Source organism: Alphaproteobacteria bacterium GM7ARS4 (assembly GCA_014332745.1).
Lineage (GTDB): Bacteria > Pseudomonadota > Alphaproteobacteria > GM7ARS4 > GM7ARS4 > GM7ARS4.
The window spans coordinates 256,264-278,911 of record JACONL010000001.1 but is presented as its reverse complement, the minus strand read 5'-3'; the positions used below and the strand labels follow the sequence as shown (position 1 = coordinate 278,911).

The following is a 22,648-nucleotide window of genomic DNA, read 5'->3' as shown; positions in this document are numbered from 1 at the left end:
GACAAAGGGCACTCATTGTTGCCCCCCCTCGAACGGGTAAAACAATCATGCTCCAAAATATCGCTCACTCTATTACTCTTAACAGCCCTCACGTCTATCTTATCGTTCTTCTTATCGATGAAAGGCCTGAAGAAGTTACCGATATGATCAGGTCTGTTAAGGGGGAAGTGATTAGCTCTACCTTTGATGAGCCAGCGATACGCCATATTCAAGTAGCAGAGATGGTCATTGCCAAAGCAAAGCGCTTGGTTGAGCATAAACGTGACGTTGTGATCCTCCTTGACTCGATCACTCGTCTGGCAAGAGCTTATAACAGCATGGTGCCTAGTTCGGGAAAAATCCTAACGGGAGGAGTCGACGCAAATGCCTTGCAAAGGCCAAAACGTTTTTTTGGCGCTGCACGAAATGTGGAAGATGGCGGTTCTCTGACAATCATAGGAACGGCACTCATTGAAACAGGCTCACGCATGGATGAAGTGATCTTTGAGGAATTCAAGGGAACAGGAAATTCGGAGATTATCCTCGACAGGAAAATAAGCGATAAACGTGTTTTCCCTGCCATCGACATCACGCGTTCTGGCACGCGTAAAGAAGAACTCCTCGTGGATAAAGCAACACTCTCGAAAATGTGGGTTCTACGGCGTATTCTCAACCCTATGGGAGTCGTTGATGCGACCGAATTCCTCATGGATAAATTGTCGGCCAGCAAAAATAATGATGATTTTTTCGACATGATGACGACACAAAGGAAATAGTATCGTCCGTCTATGTCTTTCTTTCTTCTGACGACACCATGGGGCATGCTTGGGGCGGACATGCAAGGAGAGAGTGAGGAAAAAATCACCCATGTGCAATGGTGCGAACAAGAAGACGACGCACCTCCCGTCATACCTATAAAAACGCCATCTCGCGTATTATCCCGCCTAAAGGCGCGAGACTATCTCACCATGTGGGTCAAGGCATATAGTGAAGGCACGATTCAACCCTTTGATATGACGTATCTTGCTATGGGCGCTCTATCGCACCCCATGCAAAAACTCCATGCTTTTCTCATGGAGATACCCTATGGACAAACAACGCATTATGGTTTTGTTGCTCAACATATAGGGTCTTCGCCAAGGGCTGTCGGTCAAATGCTGAGACGCAACCGCTTCGCATTGATCATTCCATGCCATAGGATCACCGGACAAAAGGGATTGTTGCGTGGCTATGGAGGGCTCTCTGGTATCGAACGCCAGAGGCAGCTTATTGACCATGAGAGAACGTATGGACAACGTTATGCGTCTCAGAAAAGATAAGTTTCTTTTGTTTTTTTTCAGAAGCTTATTTTCGGTTATCGATAAACCCTTTGTTTATCAGCATGAAGAACGTCGAGAGAGGACGTTATCTCTCTTGAGAGGATGTACGAATCAAGGTAAAAGAGGTATAAGGAACCGAGATGAACAATGGAAGGTTACCAATACCCATGATGCCACAACCGAAAAATACCTTAGGCTATCAAGGTGATGTGTCTCCCCATCAGGCATGGGATATGCTCTCTCAGAAAGAGCGTTCCTATCTCATAGATTGTAGGACAGATGCTGAATGGCGTTTTGTCGGTATCCCTGATACGCGTTCCCTCAACAAGAAAACGCTCTTCGTGTCATGGCAGCTCTACCCTAACATGCAGCATAACGACTCTTTCATCGACCAAATTAAAGGATATGGTGTGAAGGAAGATGACACCCTCCTCTTTATTTGCCGCTCAGGGGGACGTTCGCGCATGGCCGCCATTGCCCTCCATGCTCAAGGATTTCACCATTGCTATAATGTGGCTGATGGTTTTGAGGGGCATGCCAATGATAGCGGGAAGAGAAGCCTCACCAATGGATGGAAATATGACCAGCTCCCTTGGGTGCAAGAGTAAAATTTCGATGATACAGACATAAGAGAGAGAGCCATGGATACAGACAAACATCATGTGTACGAACAGAGTGTCTGGAAGAATGTGCGCGCCCTCTTAAATCAACGTTATGGGGATGATATTTTCTCTAGCTGGTTCTCTCACCTTCATATGGAAGGCATAGAAGGCGATAAGGTTATGATGAGTGTGCCGTCGCCGTTCGTTTGCGAGTGGATAAAGAATCACTATTGGAGCGGCCTGCTTTCTTCTCTGAGGGCATGTGACTCACATTTGTCGTCTCTCTCCCTTCAGGTAAGAGAGACGAAAGGCAAAGAACAGACGCCTATGCGCAATGGAAAAGAGGACGCCAACGATGTGTCATCTGGATTTGGACAAGCGACATTCCTCGATGGGCGTTTCACGTTCAAGGATTTCATTGTTGGCCAATCCAACGAACTGGCATGTGCAGCCGCCCAACGTGTCGCTGATATGGAGACGCCTAGTGCGCGTTATAACCCTTTGTTTCTCTATGGTGGTGTGGGACTGGGCAAGACACACCTTATGCACGCTATCGCTTGGCAATCCAAGCGACAATACAATAAGAAAATTATCTACATGACAGCAGAGAATTTCATCTATCAATTCGTTCGCGCTTTGCGTTTTAAGGATACGATGGAATTCAAGGCGAAATTTCGCTCTGTGGATATTCTCATGATCGATGACTTCCAGTTCATTACGAAGGCAGAGACGACCCAAGAGGAGTTTTTCCACACATTCAATAGTCTCATCGATGGAAAGAGGCAATTGGTCATATCAGCCGATAAATCACCCGATGATTTAGAAGGTGTCGAGGATAGGATGCGCTCTCGCTTGGGGTGGGGAATGGTCGCCTATATTCACCCCGCCAGTTACGAACTACGCCTCAGTATTCTCCAATCCAAAGCCAGCAGGTTGGAGACACCGATTCCTATGAAAGTCCTCGAATTTATCGCACAAAACATTACGGCAAATGTCCGTGTTCTCGAAGGGGCACTCAATCGTCTTGTGGCCCATGCCGATATTGTGAAGCAACCCATTACCATCGATGTCACATGTGAGGCGCTACAGGATATGTTGCGCGCCTCATCGAGGCGGCTGAGCGTCGAACAGATACAAAAAGTTGTTTGTAACCACTACAACATCAAGATGGCGGATATGGTGTCCTCCCGTAGGGCGCAAGACGTTGTCCGCCCTCGCCAAGTCGCCATGTATCTCGCAAAAGCCATGACATCTCGCTCTCTTCCCGATATAGGACGGCAATTTGGTAAAAGAGACCATACAACGGTTCTCCATGCCGTCCGCAAGATTGATATTCTCTGTAAAAAGGACAGCGCTTTACAGGAGGATGTTACCATGCTAAGGCGGAAACTTGGCGGATAAAGATTTGGGTATTGCAACATGAAAACCATAGGCGAGCGTTCTCTTCTCACATTCTCCATTGATACCGACAGATTCAAGCGGGTGATCGACGATCTGTATGGCATCGTCGGGCACACGAGCGGTTCCTTGGCCCTTACCCATGTGTTGTTTGATGTGCAGGATGACACCTTAGAGGTGACAGCGACAGATTCATTGATGACGGCGGTGGAGACCGTGCCGTTGCGCGGCGGGCAGAATGGCAAAGTGACGCTTCCTGCCGCCCTTATTCATAGTATCGTTCGTAGTTTGGATGGCGAAGGCACCGCCACCATCAAGGAAGAGAAGCCAAAGACAGTCGTGATGACGGCAGGACATACCCACTTTGACATTGCGGGTATCGAGACGGATATGTTTCCGCCCACCGAGTTTGAGGAGGCGCGTCATACATTCAATGTCGATGCGGCGACCTTCTCTATGCTCATGGATGCAACGTCCTTTGCTATGTCTGAGGATGAAGGTCGTCCCCATCTTGGTGGCATTTTCATGGAGCGCTATCAAGGCGAGGAAGGACAACAGCCTTGCTTACGCATGGTGGCCACGGACGGACATCGCATGGCCATCGCTGAGAGCATCCTTCCCAACATACCAGAAGACATGCCTTCTGTGACCATTCCTCGTCGGACTGTGCGAGAATTAAAGCGCCTGCTGGCACAGGTGGAGGGTTCTCTGACCATTGGCATGTCTGAGAATCAGATGTCATTTTCCTTTGGACAATTGAAATTGGCCTCTCGCTTGTTCTCTGCGAAATTCCCAAACTATTTAGAGGTTATCCCAAAAAATGAAGGAAAAAAAATGAACGTCGGTGTCGTCCCATTTAGGAATATGGTCACGCGCGTGGCCTCTGTCCTTTTGAGTGGTAACAGTCCCGGTATCTCTTTCACGATGGGCGACTCGCGTATCGAGGCAAGTGCTCTCGATAATATGAGTGGAGGCTCGGCGCGCGAAGGCATGAAGATCAATTGGGAGGGGGAGCGTTTAGATATAGGATACAATCCCCACTATATCCTCGATATCTTCAAAGTCTTCAAAGATGGCGATGCCCATATCACCTTTCCGGGGGAGGGTAAGCCAACACTCATCTTCCATGACCCTCCTGTAGAAGCACAGGAAGGAGAAGCAAAGGAAAAAGCCTGCGACATTAAAACATTCTATGTCCTGATGCCTTTGCGGGTATAGGGTGGGATGTCGTCATCTCTGTCGGTTGAGGGGCATGGCTATGTCCCTGTCTCTGAGAGAATGTCTCTGAGAGAACACGGCAAGCGCCATGCGCAACCATCTCCTATGGCGTCTTGTTCCATAAGACATATCGCGTTGACGCGTTTTCGCAATTATCGCTCTGCCCATATGGCGCTAGAGCATGCGCCGATCATGCTGACAGGTCACAACGGCGCGGGCAAGACGAACATCTTAGAGGCCGTCTCCTTACTTCGCCCTGGCCGAGGATTACGCGGCGCAACCGCCCATGAACTTGCCTTCACAGACATGGGCGCACAAGGTGGCATGGCGGAAGACCATGCCTATCAAGATTGGGGGATTAACGTCTCTCTCTATCATCATCACCTCTTGACAGAGTGCGCTGTCATTTGGCAGAAAGACGCCCAAGGCGGATGGCGTGTCTCGAGGAAAGTCAAGGGACACGACCATCCTTCGCGCTATGTCGAGTCCATTCCCATTCTATGGTTGATGCCAGGGACTGACCGCCATAGCAACGCCACGCGTTCTCTCAGGCGTCAATTTATCGACCATATTATTTCTGTTGTCGACTATGACCATAAGAATCGCCTGACGCGTTACGAGAGACTCATGCGGGAGCGTCGCCATGTCCTATGGCAGAAGGGCTATGTGAGCAAAACATCACGGCAGTGGCTTTCTTCCCTAGAGAACGCCATCGCTCAAGATGCTGTCGCCATTGCGGCGTCGCGTAAATGTTATATCGAAGCCGTCAATGCGAGCCTCCAACGTCATTTTTTTGATATGGATGTGAAGACACAGATACGCGTTGATGGTTTCATAGAAAATGCCCTTGATGACAAAGCGGCCCTTGAAGTGGAACAGCATTTTGTGTCAAAGTTAGAAGAGACACGCGCCCATGATTGTCTCTATGGGGGATGTGAAGAAGGTGTCCACAGGAGTGATATGGTGATGATGGATTCTGCCCGTGATATTCCAGCGTCCTTGTGTTCCACAGGACAGCAAAAGCTCTTGACGTTGTGCCTCTTGCTCGCCTCAGCCTATATGTTGGTGGAAAGGCATAAGAGGATTCCCCTTCTCCTCTTGGACGAGGTGAGAGCCCATCTCGATAAGGCCCATGCCTCGATGCTCTTTGCGAAAATTCTGGCGTTGGATGTGCAGGCATGGATGAGCGGTTTGACGCCTTCTCTCTTTTCTGAGTTAAAAGGACGCGGCCAAGGTTTTCATGTGGACCATGGCTGTTTGGTGCCATGGTAGGAGGAGGGTGATGACGAGACAGGAGAGGCAACGACAGGAATGGCCAGGATGGCGTTCTTTGCCAGACATGTTTTTCTCCCAAGCCCAACGTTATGGCGATAGGCCTTTTTTGTCGTGGACGGAGGAAGGGGTATTAAAGCAATGGGGGTGGCGTCAGGTGGCATGGCGCGCGCACCAGCTGGGCGACTATCTTTCACGTCTAGGGGTTAAAAAAGGCGAAAGGGTCATCCTCTGTATGCCTAATAGCCCTCATTGGTTGATTTCTGATATGGCCATCATGAGCAGAGGCGCTATCACTGTTCCGCTCTATACGACCTATGGTGCTGACGATTATCGTTATCTTTTAGAGCATACCGCTCCTCACACGGTCATCATCGACGTGTCATTATGGGACGTTTTCGTTCAAGCATCCGTTGTGGAGACGACACGTCATGTGCTCCTGTGTGGGAACAGGAAGGATTGTTCCGCTCACAATGCGCCCTCCCTTCACTTTTATGACGATATTGTGGCTGCCTATGGGACACATGAGACAACAAAAGACACATGGCGTGATGCGTGGGATGTAGAGGGGGTCACAGAAGATGATACGGCATCGATGATTTATACGTCTGGCAGCACCCAACGTCCCAAAGGCGTTGTCCTCAGCCACAAGGCTTTCTTGTCGAATTGTCGAGGCTGTTATATGCTTCTTGCCGACATTCTCGGGGAGAGAGAGCTTTACCTGTCTTTTCTTCCTCTTTCCCATGCCTATGAGCGCACGGCTGGACAATTTTTACTCATGGCGTTGGGGGGGCGGATTCACTATGTGGAGTCTTTAGAGCATCTTGTGACGTCGATGGCTCAATATCAGCCGACGGTGATGGCGGTGGTGCCGCGCCTCTTACACGTCATCCGTTCTAGGATTCTTGCCCAAGCGCGCGCCCTCTCGGGGATGAAGGCGTTGTTATGGCGCTATAGTCTGACGTGGGGGACGGAGCGTCTCTTGCAAGGCGCGGGAGGTTGGCATTGGTGGAAGCGTTTTCTCGATAGGCTCTTGAGCCTCTTGATTCGAAGGCGCATACGCCATCTTTTTGGCAAACGGCTTAAGTTACTTGTGAGTGGTGGTGCTGCGCTCCCTGAGGAATTGGCGATCTTTTTCAATGCCTTAGACGTCCCCCTTGTTCAAGGCTATGGGCAGACGGAATCGGCGCCTGTTATCAGCTGTAATCTTCCCGCATCCCATAAAATAGGGAGCGTCGGTCTTGTGCTTCCCAACGCCCATGTGCATATCAGCGCGCAAGGAGAGATTCTCGTGCGCGGCGACTTGGTGATGGATGGATATTGGCGTGATAAGGAGGCCACCCGTTCCGCGTTACAGACATCGTCCTCGCCATCTGAAGGCGTGTCTGACGAGGTATGGTTGCATACTGGCGACAAGGGACATCTCGATAAGGATGGTTATCTGTGGATTACGGGACGTATCAAGGATATTATTGTGACATCTGGCGGTGATACGCTCTCGCCTCAGCGTATAGAGGGTCTTCTTTCCCTCGAGACACCCATCATGCATTGCGCTGTGTTCGGTAATGATAGGCCATGGCTCTGTGCCGTGATCGTCCCCGAACCATCATGGGCACAAGGGAAGAGCACTCATGCCATACGCCAAGGCATCAATGATGTCCTCAGCAAGGTTCACAAGGCTCTTCCTACTTGTGAGCATGTGCGTCGCTATGTTATCGCCCATGAGCCTTTTTCTGTGGACAATGGCTTGCTGACGCCGACGATGAAGGTCAGGCGTCAGAAGGTTGAGGAACATTATCAGGGGATGCTGAAAGACCTCTATGGGCGTTGACGATGGCCTCTCCTCAATGCTCCTCTCAACGCTCCCCTCAAAGCTCCTCTGGGGGCGTTCGTGGTTGTGGCTTTTGTGGCTGGTGTCCCTGTGGGAATGCGGCGTTGATGAGTCCTATGGTATAGGGGTGTTCTGGCGCTGAGAAGAGGCAAGCATTTGTCTTATAGTCGAGCTTGCGTCCTTGACGCATGACGAGGATATCGTCACACATGGCGCGTATGACTTGTAGGTCGTGGCTAATGAAGAGATAAGAGAGGGCATAATGTTGCTGGAGGTCGAGGAGGAGGTCAATGATCTGTGCCTGCACTGAGAGGTCGAGGGCGCTCGTTGGCTCGTCGAAGATGATGACTTTCGGTTTCAGGACGATGGCGCGGGCGATGGCGATACGTTGGCGTTCTCCCCCTGAGAATTCGTGTGGATAACGCCCTGTGACGGATGGTGAGAGTCCCACGGCCTCTAGACTTTGTTCGACTCGTTTATGTCTTTCCTTTTGGCTTTTTTCTTTTTCGTGGACGAGGAGTCCTTCGCTGATAATCTCTGCCACAGAGAGTCTTGGGTTGAGGGATGTAAAGGGGTCTTGGAAAACGATTTGGAGATGCTGGCGCATTTGTCGCAAGGCTTGTCCTTGCATGTGTCTGAGGGATGTTTGTTGAAAGGTGATAGAGCCTTCACTGGGGACGAGGCGTAATATGGCGCGTGCGATAGAGGTTTTTCCACATCCCGATTCGCCTACAATGCCGAGACTACGTCCTTCATAGAGGTCGAAGTCGACTCCATCCACGGCTTTGACGCTACCGCGAACGCTCTGGAATATGCCTCTTTTGATGGAGAAATGCACTTTGAGCTGACGGACAGAGAGGATAGGCTCTTTTTGTGTGGGGCGTGGTGGTGAGAGGGGCTTTGGCGTGCTTGAGACGAGGTGGCGGGTATAGGCATGCTGTCCGTTATGCATGAGTTGGTGAATGTCTCCTTCTTCGACAATGTTACCGCGGTGCATGACACATGCCCTCTGACAGAGGGTGGGTAACAACGACAGATTGTGGGTAATAAGGAGAAGCGCCATATGACGTTTTTTCTGTAATTGGACGAGCATATCGAGGATTTGCTTTTGTATGGTGACGTCGAGCGCTGTTGTTGGCTCGTCGGCGATGAGGAGCATGGGATTGTGCGCCAGTGCCATGGCGATGACAACCCGTTGGCGTTCTCCTCCTGATAATTGGTGGGGGTAATCCAGCAGGCGTCTTTGTGGGTCGCGTAAGCCGACCTCGCTCAGGAGGTGGAGGATATGGCGCTCTCTCTGCTCTAGTGTCATATCGGTGTGTTGGATGATCATTTCACCTATCTGCTGACGAATGGTGTGTAAGGGATTGAGGGCGTGCATGGGTTCTTGAAATATCATGCCAATGTGGCGTCCTCGGAGGGTATGCCAGATGGGGGCATGGCGGTCATGAAAAGCCTCTTTAAGGTTATGCCCATGGAATGTATAGGCGTCACAATGGGGACGGGCGTGAGGATGAGGAAAAAGATTAATGAGGCTCAACGCTGTTGCTGTTTTGCCGCTCCCTGATTCGCCGACGAGGGCGACGGAGTCGCCTTTATGGAGCGTGAGATTAATGCCATCCACAATGGCATGATGTGGGGAGACCATGAGGCGAAGATTCGATATCGCCAAGAGCGCTGTGTTTTCTTGTGCCATGATTATGAACGCGCCAATAATGTTCCGCGCCTAGGGTCAAAGGCATCACGCACTGCTTCGCCAATAAAAATGAGTAAGCTCAAAATCAAGGCAATGGCGATGAAGGCTGTTGCTCCGAGCCATGGCGCTTGGAGATTATTCTTTCCTTGAGCGAGCATTTCTCCTAGAGAAGGCGAGCCGGGGGGAAGGCCAAATCCAAGAAAGTCGAGGGATGTCAGAGTCGTGATAGCGCCACTCAAGATAAAGGGGATGAATGTGAGGGAGGCGACCATGGCATTGGGTAACACATGACGCCATAGAATTCTTATGGTGGGGATTCCTAAGGCGCGCGCCGCCATGACGTAATCAAGATTGCGTGTCCGCAAAAATTCGGCGCGCACGACACCCTCTAAATTCATCCAACTGAAGAGCACCATGATCCCCAAAAGCCACCAGAAATTAGGCGTGATGAGGGCCGACAGAATGATGAGTAAAAACAAGACGGGGAGACCAGCCCATATCTCGATGAAACGTTGGGTCATGATATCGACCCATCCGCCAAAATACCCCTGTATGCCCCCTATGGCGATACCGATGATACTGCTGATGAGCGTGAGGGATACGCCAAACAGGACGGAAATACGAAAGCCATAGAGAAGGCGCGCGAGGACATCACGCCCTTGGTCATCCGTGCCAAGCCAATTGTCGAGAGTCGGAGGGCTGGGGGCCGGGGACGTCAATTCCAGATTGATTGTGTCGTAGGAGTAACGAATGGGCGGCCAAAGCATCCATCCATCTTGGCTGATGAGCTCTATCACAAAGGGGTCACGATAATCGGCTTCGCTTTCGAACTCGCCACCAAAATATGTCTCAGGATAGGCGGTGACGATAGGCATAAGCCACGCTCCCTTGAAAGAGATGAGAATGGGCTTGTCGTTGGCGATACATTCGGCACAAAGTGATACGAGGAACAGAATGGAAAAAATCCATAAAGACCAGTAACCGCGGCGATTTGCCTTAAAATTGCGGAGGCGGCGACGAGTGAGAGAGGAAAGCATCACGACATCCTATGCTAATACTGCCTTGTCTCAAAATCGATGCGCCTATCGATAAGGACATAGGTGAAGTCGCTGACGATTTTCATCAACAACCCAAGGAGCGTGTAGATATAAAGGGTGGCAAATAATACGGGGTAATCTCGTCCCAAGGCAGCCTCGAACCCTAAGAGCCCTAATCCATCAAGCGAGAAGATGACCTCGATGAGCAGAGAGGATGTGAAAAAGATGCTCAGAAATGCCGCAGGAAAGCCAGCGATGACAATGAGCATGGCATTTCTAAAGACATGGCCATAGAGGACGGCTTTTTCTTGCAATCCTTTGGCATAGGCGGTGATCACATAGTGTTTATTCATTTCATCGAGGAAAGAATTTTTTGTCAGGAGGGTGAGCCCAGCAAAACCGCTCAACGCCATGGCACAGACAGGAAGCGTGATGTGCCACAGATAGTCGACTATTTTTCCGAAGAAGGAGAGGTCATGCCAATCATCCGATGTGAGTCCTCTCAGCGGGAAAATGTCAAGAAAACTTCCGCCAGCAAACAAGACAATCAACAGGATGGCAAACAGAAAGCCGGGAATGGCATAGCCAATAATGATGCATGTGGATGTCCATATGTCAAACGCTGTCCCGTCATGGACGGCTTTACGTATGCCGAGGGGGATCGATATGAGATAGACAAGCAACACCGTCCATAATCCTAAAGAGATGGAGACGGGAAGTTTATCGGCAATGAGCTGTAACACGGTGCGGTCTCGATAAAAACTCTCACCAAAGTCAAAGAGTATGTAACGTTGCATCATCTCTATGAATCGGGCGGAAGCGGGCTTATCGAAGCCATAATAGCGCTCTAGCTCTTGTATGAGTTCGGGCTCGATACCCCGTGAGCCTTCGTAGTATTGACTGATAGAGGATGATGTATGAGGAGACACATCTCTCTGTCCCAGCTGTTCGCTTCCGCTCCCAGAGAAACGCGCCGTGTGGCTCGTGCTCTGTCCCTTCATGGCGGCAAGGACACGTTCGATAGGACCACCGGGGGCAGCCTGAACGATGATGAAGTTAATCACCATGACGCCAAACATGGTCGGCACGAGCAAAAAGAGGCGGCGAATGAGGTAAGCACCCATGGACGGTCACGTCCGTTTCATTGATGTTTTATCGCCAGTGGATACGGGACGAACGTCATTGATAGTGCTTTCTGTCATGATGATAGGGTGTGCGGGGTTGAGCGTTTGAAGGTGAGGGCATGGCGTTGTCTGTTGTTTCATGGCTTTTGTGCCACCAGAAATCAAGGCTGAAGTTATACGGAGGGAGAATGGCGGGTCGTTCGAAAAGATCCCACCATGCGATACGGAACGTCTGAATGTGCCAATGGGGGATCACATAGTGATGCCATAGGAGGACTCTATCGAGGGCGCGACATGCGCTTTCCAGCTGTTCGCGTGTTTTCGCCTCTATAATATGGGTGATGAGGGCATCGATGGCGGGATGGTGCGCGCCAGCGTAGTTACGACTCCCTTCTGTCTGTGCTGCCTGTGAAGACCAATAATCGGCTTGTTCATTGCCGGGGGAGAGGCTGACAGGAAAGACACCGACAATCATATCGTAATCAAATGTCTCGAGACGCTTTTGGTAGTGGGAGTCATCTTGCACAAGGCGTAATGCTGTTTGGATGCCGAGTTTTTCTAGGACTCGCTGATAAGGGGCGACCACACGTTCAAATTGCGGGTTGCGTAGGAGAATCTCGAATTGGAATGATTGTTGCGTCTCTTGGTGCGTGAGGACGGTGTCTTTAAGGACCCACCCAGCTTGTTCGAGGAGTCGGCGTGCTTGGCGTAATCCATGACGTATGCCTTTGTCGCCAGCGCTGGGCGGTGCATAGGCTTCGAGGAATAGGCGTTCTGGCAGGTCGTCACGAAAGGGTTCGAGGAGCGCGCGTTCTTCTTTCGAAGGGAGACCCGATGCGGCGAGTTCTGAATTATTAAAATAGCTTGTGCTACGGGTATAGGCATTGTGGAAGAGGACGCTGTTTGCCCACTGGAAGTCATAGGCATAGTTGAGCGCCTCGCGCACCAGCGGGTCCTTAAAAAGAGCCTTTCTTGTATTGAAGACAAATCCTTGCATACCGCTCACCATCCTATGGGGTATTTCTTCTTTAATGACGCGTCCTTCTTTGACGGCTGGAAAATCATAATCGCTTGCCCATGCCTTCGCTTGATTCTCGAGGCGAAAATCATAGTCGCCCGCTTTGAAAGCTTCACGTGAAACAGTCGCATCCCGATAATAATCAAATTCGATACGCTCAAAATTATAGCGTCCTCGATTGACAGGCACATCCTTCCCCCAATAGGAGGGGTTGCGCACATAGGTGATATGGCGTCCGCTTTCAAACTGGGCGAGGTGATAGGGACCGCTCCCTAGAGGCGGTTCGAGAATTGTTTTCGTGAAGTCGCGCACCTCCCACCAATGTTTGGGGAGAATTTTTAAGCCTGTGCCGATAATGAGTGGAAGCTCTCGGTTGCGGCGTGTCTTAAACGTAAAACGCACTTGGTGAGACCCTACAGCTTGGACATCGGCAACATCTTTGAAATACAGGCGATAAAAGGGATGTCCTTGCTCCACAAGACGATAAAAGGAAAAGACGACATCCTCGGCATCCACAGGATGTCCATCATGGAAATAGGCCTTTTCATGGAGCGTATATGTCACGGCAGAGAAGTCTTCTTCGATAAAGACAGAGCGGGCGAGCAATCCGTATTGGGCGTAAGGTTCATCATAAGATGGTACCATGAGCGTCTCGAAAAGATAGTCTAACCCATCAGCAGGAACGCCCTTAAGAATGAAAGGGTTAAAACTATCAAAATGGCCAACGGCAGCGAGACGCAAAGTGCCTCCTTTTGGAGCATCGGGATTCGCATAAGCAAAATGCTGAAAATCTTTGGCATAACGGGGTGTGCCATGGAGAGCAAGGCTATAGACGCCCTTCTCATGTGTTTCCTGCTCTTCCACGGATGTTTCGAGGGACAATAACCCATCGGCTGTCATGAGCAATAAAAAGAGGGATAAAGAGCAATAGCGTATCATGATGTGATGAACAATGGATAAATGGCGGCGATGGTGTCGGCATATAGGTCTATCATAACGTCATGGCCTGTGAGAGCAAATGGCTTATGCTTTTCCGTGCCATAAGGTGAGGACACGTTCATGGAGTTCTTGATGGCAACATGCAAGAACGGTGCCATCACTTTTTATATTGAGGGCCTTTCCATGCCAATCAGATATCGTGGCACCAGATGCTTGCACGACAGGGGCGAGCGCCATATAGTCGCCTATTTTCATGGTGGCTTCGGCAATGATATCGATAAAGCCGGAGACCAAGAGGCCATAGGCGTAGCAATCGAGTCCGTAACGTATGGCGAGGCATGTTTTCTGGAGCGCGTCGATATAAGGCTTGTGCTGAGGTTGGAACATATGGGGTGTCGTGGCATGCATGAGGGCGCGGTTGATGGTTTTTGTATGACGAGGGACGCATGGCATGGGCATAGCACATGATGTTGGTTCGTTGCCTCCCCCGCACCATCGTTCGGATTGGGCGGGATGGTCGATAATCCCGTAAAGGGGCTTTCCTCTATAGGCGAGACCTATGAGGAGGCCAAAGAGAGGTGAGCCGGCGAGAAAAGCTGTCGTGCCGTCGAGGGGATCTATACACCAGACCCATTCCGCGTCGGGGTTTTCATCTGGATACTCCTCTCCTATGATTCCGTGATGAGGATGGGCGAGGCGTATGCGTTCCCGTATTTTTTTTTCGACAATTTTGTCGACATGCGTCACGAGGCTTCCGTCATCTTTTTTTTCATATGGCGTATCCTTACGAAAGGATGAACATAACAGCGCGCCTCCCTCGTCGGCAAGGGTGTGGGCAAAACGAAACAGCGCCTTATCTTGTGTGCTATGAGTCAACGGGTTCCACTGCTCAGACTATTGAGTGTTTGTAGGTAAGCGATAAGGTTGGCTCTATCAATGGCATCCCTAATGCCGGCAAATTTCATTTTTGTGCCGGGGATATAGTCCTGTGGATCTTGAACGAAGAGGTTCATGTTGTGCGGTGACCAATGGATATTTTTCTGTTTCAAGCCTTTCGAATAGCTAAAACCAAAATAAGCACCAGCGGGACTATCGATGATTCCCCATAATGGCGGTCCAATCTTGATTTTGCCGTTTTTCTCAAAGGAATGACATGTGCGGCATTTAGCAGCGATGCGCTTTCCTTCTGTGGCGTCTGCTTCCTTGAGCAGAACGGACAAATCTCCTATAGGCTTCTCTTCTTCCATAGGCGCGCTTTTCTTCTCTTGTATTCCTTGGCGGACGGGATAGGCGAGTTTCGGCAAGGCTTCATCGTGATATATTTTTGATGTGATGGTGCGTGCGAGAGCCAAGATGAAGAGGCTCAGCAAAATCCCACCAAAAATTTTCAGCCGTAAAAGACGATCATTAACCATGTGTGCTGGGGTAAAAAATATCCGTTTCCTTGGCTTCTCATGCCATAAAAGAAGGTGTGAAGGCAAGAATTCTTTTATGGAAAACGTGATGCGAGAGACAATTTTTGCACAGAGTTCAGGAGGTTTCCCTAGTGGTGTCTCTGTGGTGCGCCTCTCTGGTGCTCAAACGGAACATATTGTCCGCTCCTTGTGTGGCACGCTTCCTCCGCCTCGTCATGCCCGCCTCTGTAAGATTTGTGACCCAATACAGAAAGATGTTATCGATATTGGTCTTGTGTTGTGGTTTCCAGCGCCAAAGAGTTTTACAGGCGAGGATATGGCCGAGTTCCATGTCCATGGCAGTATGGCTGTCATGGACCGTTTAGTGGCCCTCTTATGTGCACAACGCCATTGTCGTATGGCGGAGGCGGGTGAATTCACACGCCGCGCTTTCTACGCTGGCAAGGTCGATATGACGCAAGCAGAGGCGATGGCCGACCTCATCATGGCACGCACAGAACGTCAGCGTCAATGGGCTATGCATCAGATGAGAGGAGGCTTATACAAGCGATACGAGGCGTGGCGAGAACGTATCATGTCTGTGTTGGCATGGAGTGAAGCATCCCTTGATTTTGCCTATGATGACCTTCCTGCCTCGATGACACAGCGATGGATAGGACATGTTGAGAGTCTCATCCGAGAGGTGGAGAAAACGATTCATGATGTGCGCGGTGTGAAAATGCGCGAGGGGTTTCGTGTCAGTATCCATGGTGCGCCTAATGTGGGGAAATCCAGTGTGTTCAATGCTTTGCTTCGAGATGAACGCGCCATTGTCTATCATGAAGCGGGAACAACAAGAGATGTGCTGGAAGGCGCTATGGATATACAAGGGTATCTTGTGACTCTATGCGATAGCGCAGGCATCAGGGATTATGAAAGTCATGTGGAAGCGGAGGGAGGGCGTCGGAGCATGGAAGAAGTCAAGAAGAGCGATATCTGTTTGGGCATCGTCTCATGTGATGTGCGCCATGCGTGGCAGGCACTTTCTGATGTTGTGAACAGCTATCGGGATGCTCACAGTGACATGCATGAAGGCCTTCACGGGACGAACGATAAGGTGATTGTTATTGTGAACAAGGCAGACATCATGGATGCTGGCCATCACGCCTTATGGGCGGAGAAAGCACGTCATTTTTGTGCCGAGCATGACCTGTCGTCTCCTCTCTTTATCAGTGCGAAAAGGGATCATGATGTGTTGTCGGTTCAAGGGAGAATCGGGGAAGAGATCATGAAGATACACAGGGAAGATAGCGCCATGACGGATGTGGCGTGGACAAGGACACGCCACCGTCATCATCTAGAAGAGGTGGCACGCCACCTTCGTTCCGCCTTGACGCACGATGATGGCGTTGGGAGTGAAATGGCAGCTGAGGATGTGCGTCTTGCCTTGTCCAGCATGGGGCGTATCGTGGGGACTGTGGATGTGGAGGCCGTCCTCGATAGGCTATTCTCCACCTTCTGTATCGGCAAGTAATTGTTTCACGTGAAACAATGCTCTTAAGAGAACAACCCGCGGCGTGCGCGGCGTTTCATAGGGTCGCCCTTCAGACGCGTCACAATCTCCCCCAGTTGTTCTAGATCTTTATAGTTAATGCGTATGATGCCTCCTTCACCCTTTTCTTCGATGTGGACACGCAAGCCTAAGGCGCCAGACACTTCTAATTCCAGAGCCCTTCTGCTTGGGACATCGTCATTTTTCTGTTGAGGCGGGGGAAAAGGCTTTAATTGGCGTTCTTTCTTTAATTTTTTTATCATCTTTTCCGTGTCGCGCACATTGAGTTCTTTGAACACGATAGTCTGTGCGAGCTGTTGTGCGTCTTTTAACCCCACCAGCATACGCGCATGGCCGGGAGTCAAGGCGCCTGTTTCGACCAATTCGAGGGTAGGAGGAGGCAAAGTGAGGATGCGTAGACTATTGGCAACATGGCTACGGCTTTTTCCCACAATATCGGCAATATCCTCTTGGGTGCGTTTAAATTCTTCCATGAGGCGCTGATAGCCCTTTGCTTCTTCCAATGGGTTAAGGTTCTGACGTTGGAGATTTTCGACTAACCCAACGCGCAAGCATTTTTCATCATCGAGGTGCGTGATGATGACAGGGACGTGGTCAAGGGATGCTTTTTGTGCTGCGCGCCACCGCCTTTCGCCCGCAATAATTTCATAATGTGGGTGGGAGCTCCCTGCAGCTGTTTCTGTGGGGCGTATGAGGAGGGGCTGGAGAATTCCGTGCTGTTGAATGCTTTGTGCCAGAGCGTGGATGGTGTCATCGTCAAATTGGCGTCTGGGCTGAAAACGGCCGGGAGAGAGCCAGCTGATAGGGACATCTTTTCTGTCAGCCGTATGGTCTTTGAGAGACGCAATGGCTTGTGCGCCTTCTTCGCCGAGGAGGGCGCTGAGTCCGCGCCCTAATTTCTTATGTTTCACTGCCATCATACATTTACCTTATGTCAGAGGATTGAGGGTTATGGTGTATTCATGGTCTCTTGATGAAGCAATTCGCTGGCGAGGTGCGCGTAAGCCTCAGCTCCCGATGATTTGTGATCATATAGGAGGACGGGCTTGCCGTGGGAAGGTGCTTCTGAGATACGCACGTTTCGAGGGATGAGTGTTTTGTAGACTTTCTCTCCGAAGTATTTCTGCACATCTTCCGAGACAAGGTCGCTCAGGCTGTTACGTCTGTCATACATGGTGAGGATGACACCTCTGAGCGTGATATGGGGATTGAGTTTTGCTTGTACGCGTTTAATAACGCGCATCAAGTGGCTCAATCCCTCTAGGGCGTAGAACTCGCATTGCATGGGGATAAGATACTCATGGGCTGCCGAGAGGGCGTTAATGGTCAAGAATCCTATGCCCGGCGGGCAATCGATAAAGATGTGGTCGTAGGGAAGTTTTTCCGCTTCGATGCGTCTTTTGAGGATATGTTCGCGTTCTTGTTCGCCCATGAGTTCGATATCTGCCCCTGAGAGGTCCATGTTTGATGTGACAATATCGAGTTTGGGGACGAGGGTTGATTGTCGCGCTTGTGTTATGGATGCGTGTCCTATGAGGACGTGATAGATGGTGTAGGGTGGGCTTTCTTTTTCGATACCGAACCCGGTTGTAGCGTTGCCTTGGGGGTCGAGGTCGATGACGAGGACGCGTCTACCGATAGCGGCCAGTGCTGTGGCGAGGTTGACGGCTGTTGTCGTTTTCCCAACCCCTCCTTTTTGGTTTGTGATGGCGATAATTGTCGTCATGAGGCGAGACTCTTGTAAGGTGATGTCGCAATTGTTTCACGTGAAACATACACCAAAAAAGGGTGTTTGTCATTGACTATTTATGGGGGGACTATTTACGAGGGGACTATTTATGGGGGGACTATTCACGGGTCTGGATGGCGTGCTATTTTTTTCGCATGACGAAGGAGGGCGATAACAGCAGCTGGTGTGATACCGGGCAATCTTGAGGCTGAGCCGAGGGTTGTGGGTTTTGCTTGTTCCAGTGCTTCTATACATTCTGTGGACAGGGCGCCTAAGGATGTGTAATCCATGTGGGGAGGGAGGGGCAGGGCGTCATCATAGCGCATGGCGGCGATATCGGCATCTTGTCTTTCGACATAGGGGGCATAGCGCCAGTCGGCAATATATTTTTCCAGCAAGGCATCGGAGAAGGCGGACAGAGCAGGCAGCGTTTGGCGCATGGCGTCCACCGTCAGAACATGTTGGCGCGCCTGTTTTGCCAGTGTTTCTTGATGAGGTTTGATGAGCCTGTTGATGTCATGGAGCTGTTTCTTTCGTTGTTCGAATTGTCTTTTATGGGGCACATTGATGCAGTGTGCGTCTATGGCTATGGCTGTGAGGCGTTCCGTGGCGTTATCGGTGCGTAGGCGTAGGCGATATTCAGCGCGTGATGTGAGCATGCGATAGGGTTCATGGAGCGGGTATCGTGTGAGGTCGTCTATCATCACGCCGATGTAGGAATTTGCGCGATCGATGGGCAGGGTTTTTTGTCCTCTTTGTTTGAGGACGGCATGAATGCCAGCGACAAGGCCTTGGGCGGCGGCTTCTTCATACCCTGTGGTGCCATTGATTTGTCCAGCGAGATAGAGGTGCGGGAGCAATCGTGATTCGAGTTGGTGGGTGATACTACGGGCATCGACACAGCTGTATTCTATACAATAGCCAAAGGCGGTCACATGGGCTTTTTCTAGGCCTTTAATGGAGTGGATAATGTCTCTCTGATGTGTTTCTGGCAGGGACATGGACAGACCATTAGGATAGACGACATCGGAGTCGATGCCTTCTGGTTCTATGAACAGGGTGTGATGTTGCCTTGTATGAAAGCGTATGACTTTTTCTTCGAGGCTGGGGCAGTAGCGGGGTCCCGGTGCGTTGACATCTTTTCGTCCGTAGGGGAGAGGCGAGAATCGAAGGGCGTTTCGTATTTTTTCATGGGTGGATGGATTTGTTTCTGTGATGAAGCATGGCATGTGGGGGTTTTGGGCTTTGTCGCTGAGTATGGAGAAGAATCGTGGCTGTTCGTCTCCGTTTTGGGTGTTCATGGCATGGGGATTGATGGACGATGCTTTCAGTCGAGGAGGTGTTCCTGTTTTGAGGCGTTTGAGAGGGAAGTGACGTGCTTTGAGTGTCAGGGCGAGCTTGGTGGAAGGTTTTTCATGGAGTCGTCCGCCGGGGGTCGTTTGTTGTCCTATGTGGATTTCTCCTTGCAAGAATGTTCCTGTGGTGAGGATAACGGCATGGCTATAGAGTCTTTTGCGTTGCTCGAGGGTTTTGACGAGCACACCAGCACACCGTCCTTGCTCGATGATGAGGTCTTGGACGTCGCCCTCCATGATGGTGAGGTGCTTTTGTGTTTTGAGGGCATGGAGCATATGTTTTTTGTAAAAGCTTCGGTCGATTTGCGCTCTGGGTCCTTGCACGGCTGTTCCTTTACTTTTATTTAAGACTTTAAAATGGATAGCGGAACGATCAGCGATAAACCCCATGAGTCCTCCCATGGCATCTATTTCGCATACGAGATGTCCTTTTCCCAGTCCGCCGATGGATGGGTTGCATGACAGGGCGCCGATGGTGTCTATCCTGTGGGTGAGCAATAGGCTACGCGCGCCCATGCGTGCCGCCGCCGCTGCGGCTTCACATCCCGCATGGCCACCGCCTACGGTGATGACGTCATAGTGATGAGGTTCGGGATGTTTCATGGCCTTGTTTCTGTTAGTGAGCAAATCTTTCGAACAGGATACCGACCATGATAACACATTCTCCTATTATCCACTTTTGTTGTGACAGGCTTATTTTTCTTGCAGACAGGGCAGAAAAAAGTATCGCTAATTTTAGGACGGGGGTTATTCCTCATAAATTTTTCTTTTTCTCCCTTGGGGATGCGTTTTCTCCATTGACGGCACTCTTTGCATCTCTCCTGACGATTCTATTGCCCGCTTGGATCTGGTTGATATCAAATTCTCGCTTGTCTTTCTCTATCCCACAATTGGTGCTGACTTTTCTATAGTCAGGCTCTTGAGCTTTCCCTATATCGTAGCCGCCTTTTAGAACCATCGTATGCGCCCGTTTGCTATGTCTACATAATCGGGGTTAATTTCACTCCCTAACCAATGTCTCTTATGTATCTGTGCCATTTTGGCCGTTGTTCCACTTCCCATAAACGGGTCATACACGACATCGCCTTCATTGCTCCACGATAGGATATGGTCTGAGGCAAGGGATTCAGGAAAGATAGCGGGATAGTCAAAGGCTTGGGCATCTTTCGTGCTGTGCCCTTTCCCTATAGCATATTCCCAAACATTTGTTCTACGTCCAAACTTTCCGTATCCGCCACGATGGTGATGATACAGTGTGCCATTGTGGAGACGTTTCGTGCCATTATCGCCATGGCGCGCCCCTTTGTTTTCTCTATCACAAATGAGGTTGATCGTTTTTGGCGTGCCTTTAGACAGCACAAACATATACTCAAAGGATTGCCAGTATGTCTTGTTGTTGCCTACAGCACCACGAGGAGGCTTGAGGTAAATCATGGTGTCGAAGAGGTTAAATCCCACCTCTTTGAAAAACAAGGCATGGCGGAAACTTGTTCCGCTTTCATTGCCTTTAATCGTCTGGTCGCCAATGACCCATACAACGACGCCTCCTTGGCTGCAAACACGATATAACGCTGAGGCTATGTCCTTAAATTCTAATATATTATTGCCATCATAAGAGCGCATATCATCGTATGGCGGGCTGGTGACAACGAGATCAATGGCGTTATCTCTTAGCCTTGCCATCGTTTCTAAGCAGTTTTCGTTATGGATAACGCCTAACTCTTTTTCTATGTCTTGGAATGTCGATGGTTCCATTGTGTGCTCCGTCGATTCGAGGGTATAAACTATGTTAGGCGTTGTCAACAATGGGTGGGTCATAGGCCATGTCGTTCCTCTATATTTTCATTTGCTATCTTGCGTCTCCGTTTTATGTTACGTAGCATGTGGGGCGATGAAAGAGAAGTCGATAGGAGAGATAACGATGAGGAAGGCGTGGCGCGATGTCTTGTATGTGCTGTTGAGCGTTGCTTGTGTTGTTGGTGGCGGCATGGGGGCGTATGCGGTGCAGGACCAAGCCTTGGGGTATGGCGCTGGGGAGGATTTTTTATTTGGGGACGACATCTATGCCGATGAGCAGATAGGGCAGCTCTCGTCGGCGAACAAGGCGCTTTTCATCGATGATAATCTTCGTAATATCGTTGAGCCTTCTGACATCCATTATCACTTTGCCCATCACTCTGTTTTTGGTGATGATTATGCGGGTACTGTCACAGTGAAAGTCAATAGGGTTCGCGAGAATGGGCGTAAGGATTTAGTGTTTCGTTATTTGCAAGGTCGCCACCGTGTTCGTTTTCAACCGCGTTATAATATGAAGACGAATCCGCTCTTTATGCTTTTTTTGGAGAGCGATGTGCGCGAGATGAAGAGGGTTACTGGTGGCTCTAGTTTATTTTTTCGTTCGAGGTTGCGTCATAGTCTGGCGCGAGCTGAGGCAGAGGATTATACGTTCCGTCATCTTGGCGAGGATATTCGTGGTAAGCGTATCATCATCCGTCCTTATGCCGAATTTGCCAAAGATGATAGAGAAATGATTGAGCGTTTTGGGAATTTCTTGTATAAGACGTATGAGTTTGTGCTCAGTGAGTCGATCCCTGGTGGGATTTATCGTCTACGTAGTGTGGTTCCTGAGGCTGGCGAGCGTTCTGACCGCTACAAGATTGATGATATGCTTGTCTATCGTGGGTGGGAGTCACATGGTGAGAGAGAGGGCGATGGGATATAATAAGAGGCGTGAGGTTTTGGTGAAGGCGATGGATGGTGTGAGAGCGGGGAAGGGGAGCAAGAGCTTTATGCTCTGTGTCGTTATGCTGTGCCTCGTCCAATGTTCGGATGGTATCGAGGGAGGGGGGAGCGAGATAGTGAGCGTAGGGCGTCACAATGATTATCCTACGGTGGCGCGTGCGGAGTATGTGTTTGCCTGTATGGCGGCCAATGAGATGAGGCAGGATTTTTTACATCGCTGTTCATGTGCCATTGACACGATAGCGAGGCGTGTGTCGTATGAGGATTATGAGCGTGCGGAGGCGATGGTGCGTATTCAGTTGGGTCATTCGCCTCGTGAGCAGGCTTATAAGAGTGTTGGGGTTTCGAAGGAGCTTCTTGATAATTTTTTCCGTGCCCAAGCCGCCTCAGTGTTAGAATGTTTTTAGGCCCATGATGTTGAG

At 50.2% G+C, this 22,648-nt stretch carries 20 protein-coding genes and 1 pseudogene (1 of these 21 cut by a window edge); 10 read left to right on the top strand and 11 right to left on the bottom strand.

From position 1 onward, the window contains the following. From rho to GDA54_01270, 7 genes and pseudogenes are all read left to right on the top strand, one after another. Positions 1-755, top strand: a pseudogene (gene rho / locus GDA54_01300) (transcription termination factor Rho); it begins 488 nt to the left of the window's first position. A gap of 12 nt (positions 756-767) precedes the next feature. Beyond that, entirely contained in the window at positions 768-1,298 is a 531-nt protein-coding gene (locus GDA54_01295; GenBank protein ID MBC6496949.1) for a methylated-DNA--[protein]-cysteine S-methyltransferase, read from the top strand. A 167-nt stretch (positions 1,299-1,465) separates the two neighbouring features. Then, positions 1,466-1,906, top strand: a complete 441-nt coding sequence (locus GDA54_01290) for a rhodanese-like domain-containing protein (GenBank protein MBC6496948.1) — start codon at positions 1,466-1,468, stop codon at positions 1,904-1,906. Positions 1,907-1,939: 33 nt separating this feature from the next. Next, on the top strand, positions 1,940-3,301 hold the full coding sequence (gene dnaA / locus GDA54_01285; GenBank protein ID MBC6496947.1) for a chromosomal replication initiator protein DnaA: 1,362 nt from the start codon (positions 1,940-1,942) through the stop codon (positions 3,299-3,301). An 18-nt stretch (positions 3,302-3,319) separates the two neighbouring features. Then, positions 3,320-4,516, top strand: a complete 1,197-nt coding sequence (dnaN, locus tag GDA54_01280) for a DNA polymerase III subunit beta (GenBank protein MBC6496946.1) — start codon at positions 3,320-3,322, stop codon at positions 4,514-4,516. Between the two features lie 60 nt (positions 4,517-4,576). Further along, the gene (locus tag GDA54_01275) at positions 4,577-5,788 is read left to right on the top strand and encodes a hypothetical protein (protein MBC6496945.1); all 1,212 of its coding nucleotides are present in this window, start codon (positions 4,577-4,579) and stop codon (positions 5,786-5,788) included. 10 nt (positions 5,789-5,798) lie between these two features. After that, a complete protein-coding gene (locus GDA54_01270; protein MBC6496944.1) occupies positions 5,799-7,619 on the top strand; it encodes a long-chain fatty acid--CoA ligase in 1,821 nt (606 codons plus the stop codon). Positions 7,620-7,656: 37 nt separating this feature from the next. On the opposite strand, the gene GDA54_01265 is transcribed toward GDA54_01270, so the two are convergent. From GDA54_01265 to GDA54_01240, 6 genes are all read right to left on the bottom strand, one after another. Further along, positions 7,657-9,315 (bottom strand): ABC transporter ATP-binding protein, encoded by a 1,659-nt coding sequence (locus GDA54_01265; protein MBC6496943.1) that lies wholly within the window; start codon positions 9,313-9,315, stop codon positions 7,657-7,659. A gap of 2 nt (positions 9,316-9,317) precedes the next feature. Beyond that, positions 9,318-10,352: an ABC transporter permease gene (locus GDA54_01260; protein ID MBC6496942.1), complete on the bottom strand. Its 1,035-nt coding sequence runs from the start codon at positions 10,350-10,352 to the stop codon at positions 9,318-9,320. A gap of 14 nt (positions 10,353-10,366) precedes the next feature. Next, the gene (gene yejB / locus GDA54_01255; GenBank protein ID MBC6496941.1) at positions 10,367-11,476 is read right to left on the bottom strand and encodes a microcin C ABC transporter permease YejB; all 1,110 of its coding nucleotides are present in this window, start codon (positions 11,474-11,476) and stop codon (positions 10,367-10,369) included. Between the two features lie 55 nt (positions 11,477-11,531). Further along, a complete protein-coding gene (locus GDA54_01250; GenBank protein MBC6496940.1) occupies positions 11,532-13,433 on the bottom strand; it encodes an ABC transporter substrate-binding protein in 1,902 nt (633 codons plus the stop codon). 84 nt (positions 13,434-13,517) lie between these two features. Continuing rightward, positions 13,518-14,309, bottom strand: a complete 792-nt coding sequence (locus GDA54_01245; protein MBC6496939.1) for a histidinol phosphate phosphatase — start codon at positions 14,307-14,309, stop codon at positions 13,518-13,520. Beyond that, positions 14,306-14,848: a cytochrome c family protein gene (locus tag GDA54_01240; GenBank protein ID MBC6496938.1), complete on the bottom strand. Its 543-nt coding sequence runs from the start codon at positions 14,846-14,848 to the stop codon at positions 14,306-14,308. The genes GDA54_01245 and GDA54_01240 overlap by 4 nt, the downstream gene beginning before the upstream one ends. Before the next feature lie 88 nt (positions 14,849-14,936). Here GDA54_01240 and mnmE point away from each other — a divergent pair, with 88 nt between their 5' ends. After that, positions 14,937-16,361 carry a tRNA uridine-5-carboxymethylaminomethyl(34) synthesis GTPase MnmE gene (gene mnmE / locus GDA54_01235; protein MBC6496937.1) on the top strand — a complete coding sequence of 475 codons (1,425 nt, stop codon included), beginning with the start codon at positions 14,937-14,939 and terminating at the stop codon, positions 16,359-16,361. Positions 16,362-16,384: 23 nt separating this feature from the next. Here mnmE and GDA54_01230 read toward each other — a convergent pair whose 3' ends face one another. The 5 genes from GDA54_01230 to GDA54_01210 all read right to left on the bottom strand — a co-directional run bounded on the left by GDA54_01230 (position 16,385) and on the right by GDA54_01210 (position 21,302). Next, the gene (locus GDA54_01230; GenBank protein MBC6496936.1) at positions 16,385-17,320 is read right to left on the bottom strand and encodes a ParB/RepB/Spo0J family partition protein; all 936 of its coding nucleotides are present in this window, start codon (positions 17,318-17,320) and stop codon (positions 16,385-16,387) included. A 29-nt stretch (positions 17,321-17,349) separates the two neighbouring features. Next, a complete protein-coding gene (locus GDA54_01225; GenBank protein ID MBC6496935.1) occupies positions 17,350-18,126 on the bottom strand; it encodes a ParA family protein in 777 nt (258 codons plus the stop codon). A 125-nt stretch (positions 18,127-18,251) separates the two neighbouring features. Next, a complete protein-coding gene (mnmG, locus tag GDA54_01220) occupies positions 18,252-20,087 on the bottom strand; it encodes a tRNA uridine-5-carboxymethylaminomethyl(34) synthesis enzyme MnmG (GenBank protein MBC6496934.1) in 1,836 nt (611 codons plus the stop codon). A 151-nt stretch (positions 20,088-20,238) separates the two neighbouring features. Next, complete coding sequence (locus GDA54_01215; protein ID MBC6496933.1) at positions 20,239-20,442, bottom strand: hypothetical protein; 204 nt, start codon at positions 20,440-20,442, stop codon at positions 20,239-20,241. After that, positions 20,433-21,302 carry a site-specific DNA-methyltransferase gene (locus tag GDA54_01210; GenBank protein MBC6496932.1) on the bottom strand — a complete coding sequence of 290 codons (870 nt, stop codon included), beginning with the start codon at positions 21,300-21,302 and terminating at the stop codon, positions 20,433-20,435. The genes GDA54_01215 and GDA54_01210 overlap by 10 nt, the downstream gene beginning before the upstream one ends. Before the next feature lie 73 nt (positions 21,303-21,375). Here GDA54_01210 and GDA54_01205 point away from each other — a divergent pair, with 73 nt between their 5' ends. Together GDA54_01205 and GDA54_01200 are read left to right on the top strand one after the other, a co-directional pair. Beyond that, complete coding sequence (locus tag GDA54_01205; GenBank protein MBC6496931.1) at positions 21,376-22,206, top strand: hypothetical protein; 831 nt, start codon at positions 21,376-21,378, stop codon at positions 22,204-22,206. Beyond that, positions 22,178-22,633: a hypothetical protein gene (locus GDA54_01200; GenBank protein ID MBC6496930.1), complete on the top strand. Its 456-nt coding sequence runs from the start codon at positions 22,178-22,180 to the stop codon at positions 22,631-22,633. Before GDA54_01205 ends, GDA54_01200 begins: the two co-directional genes overlap by 29 nt. The last annotated feature ends 15 nt before the right edge of the window (positions 22,634-22,648 follow it).

Bases quoted from the DNA above. Each gene is read 5' to 3' on its own strand.
- GDA54_01295 (MBC6496949.1), top strand. From the start codon at position 768: ATGTCTTTCTTTCTTCTGACGACACCATGGGGCATGCTTGGGGCGGAC.
- GDA54_01210 (MBC6496932.1), bottom strand. From the start codon at position 21,302: ATGACCCACCCATTGTTGACAACGCCTAACATAGTTTATACCCTCGAA.
- GDA54_01225 (MBC6496935.1), bottom strand. From the start codon at position 18,126: ATGACGACAATTATCGCCATCACAAACCAAAAAGGAGGGGTTGGGAAA.
- dnaA (MBC6496947.1), top strand. From the start codon at position 1,940: ATGGATACAGACAAACATCATGTGTACGAACAGAGTGTCTGGAAGAAT.
- GDA54_01265 (MBC6496943.1), bottom strand. From the start codon at position 9,315: ATGGCACAAGAAAACACAGCGCTCTTGGCGATATCGAATCTTCGCCTC.
- GDA54_01290 (MBC6496948.1), top strand. From the start codon at position 1,466: ATGATGCCACAACCGAAAAATACCTTAGGCTATCAAGGTGATGTGTCT.
- GDA54_01260 (MBC6496942.1), bottom strand. From the start codon at position 10,352: ATGCTTTCCTCTCTCACTCGTCGCCGCCTCCGCAATTTTAAGGCAAAT.
- yejB (MBC6496941.1), bottom strand. From the start codon at position 11,476: ATGGGTGCTTACCTCATTCGCCGCCTCTTTTTGCTCGTGCCGACCATG.
- mnmG (MBC6496934.1), bottom strand. From the start codon at position 20,087: ATGAAACATCCCGAACCTCATCACTATGACGTCATCACCGTAGGCGGT.
- GDA54_01230 (MBC6496936.1), bottom strand. From the start codon at position 17,320: ATGATGGCAGTGAAACATAAGAAATTAGGGCGCGGACTCAGCGCCCTC.
- GDA54_01200 (MBC6496930.1), top strand. From the start codon at position 22,178: ATGGTGAGAGAGAGGGCGATGGGATATAATAAGAGGCGTGAGGTTTTG.
- GDA54_01250 (MBC6496940.1), bottom strand. From the start codon at position 13,433: ATGATACGCTATTGCTCTTTATCCCTCTTTTTATTGCTCATGACAGCC.
- GDA54_01270 (MBC6496944.1), top strand. From the start codon at position 5,799: ATGACGAGACAGGAGAGGCAACGACAGGAATGGCCAGGATGGCGTTCT.
- GDA54_01205 (MBC6496931.1), top strand. From the start codon at position 21,376: ATGAAAGAGAAGTCGATAGGAGAGATAACGATGAGGAAGGCGTGGCGC.
- GDA54_01240 (MBC6496938.1), bottom strand. From the start codon at position 14,848: ATGGTTAATGATCGTCTTTTACGGCTGAAAATTTTTGGTGGGATTTTG.
- GDA54_01215 (MBC6496933.1), bottom strand. From the start codon at position 20,442: ATGGTTCTAAAAGGCGGCTACGATATAGGGAAAGCTCAAGAGCCTGAC.
- mnmE (MBC6496937.1), top strand. From the start codon at position 14,937: ATGCGAGAGACAATTTTTGCACAGAGTTCAGGAGGTTTCCCTAGTGGT.
- dnaN (MBC6496946.1), top strand. From the start codon at position 3,320: ATGAAAACCATAGGCGAGCGTTCTCTTCTCACATTCTCCATTGATACC.
- GDA54_01275 (MBC6496945.1), top strand. From the start codon at position 4,577: ATGTCTCTGAGAGAACACGGCAAGCGCCATGCGCAACCATCTCCTATG.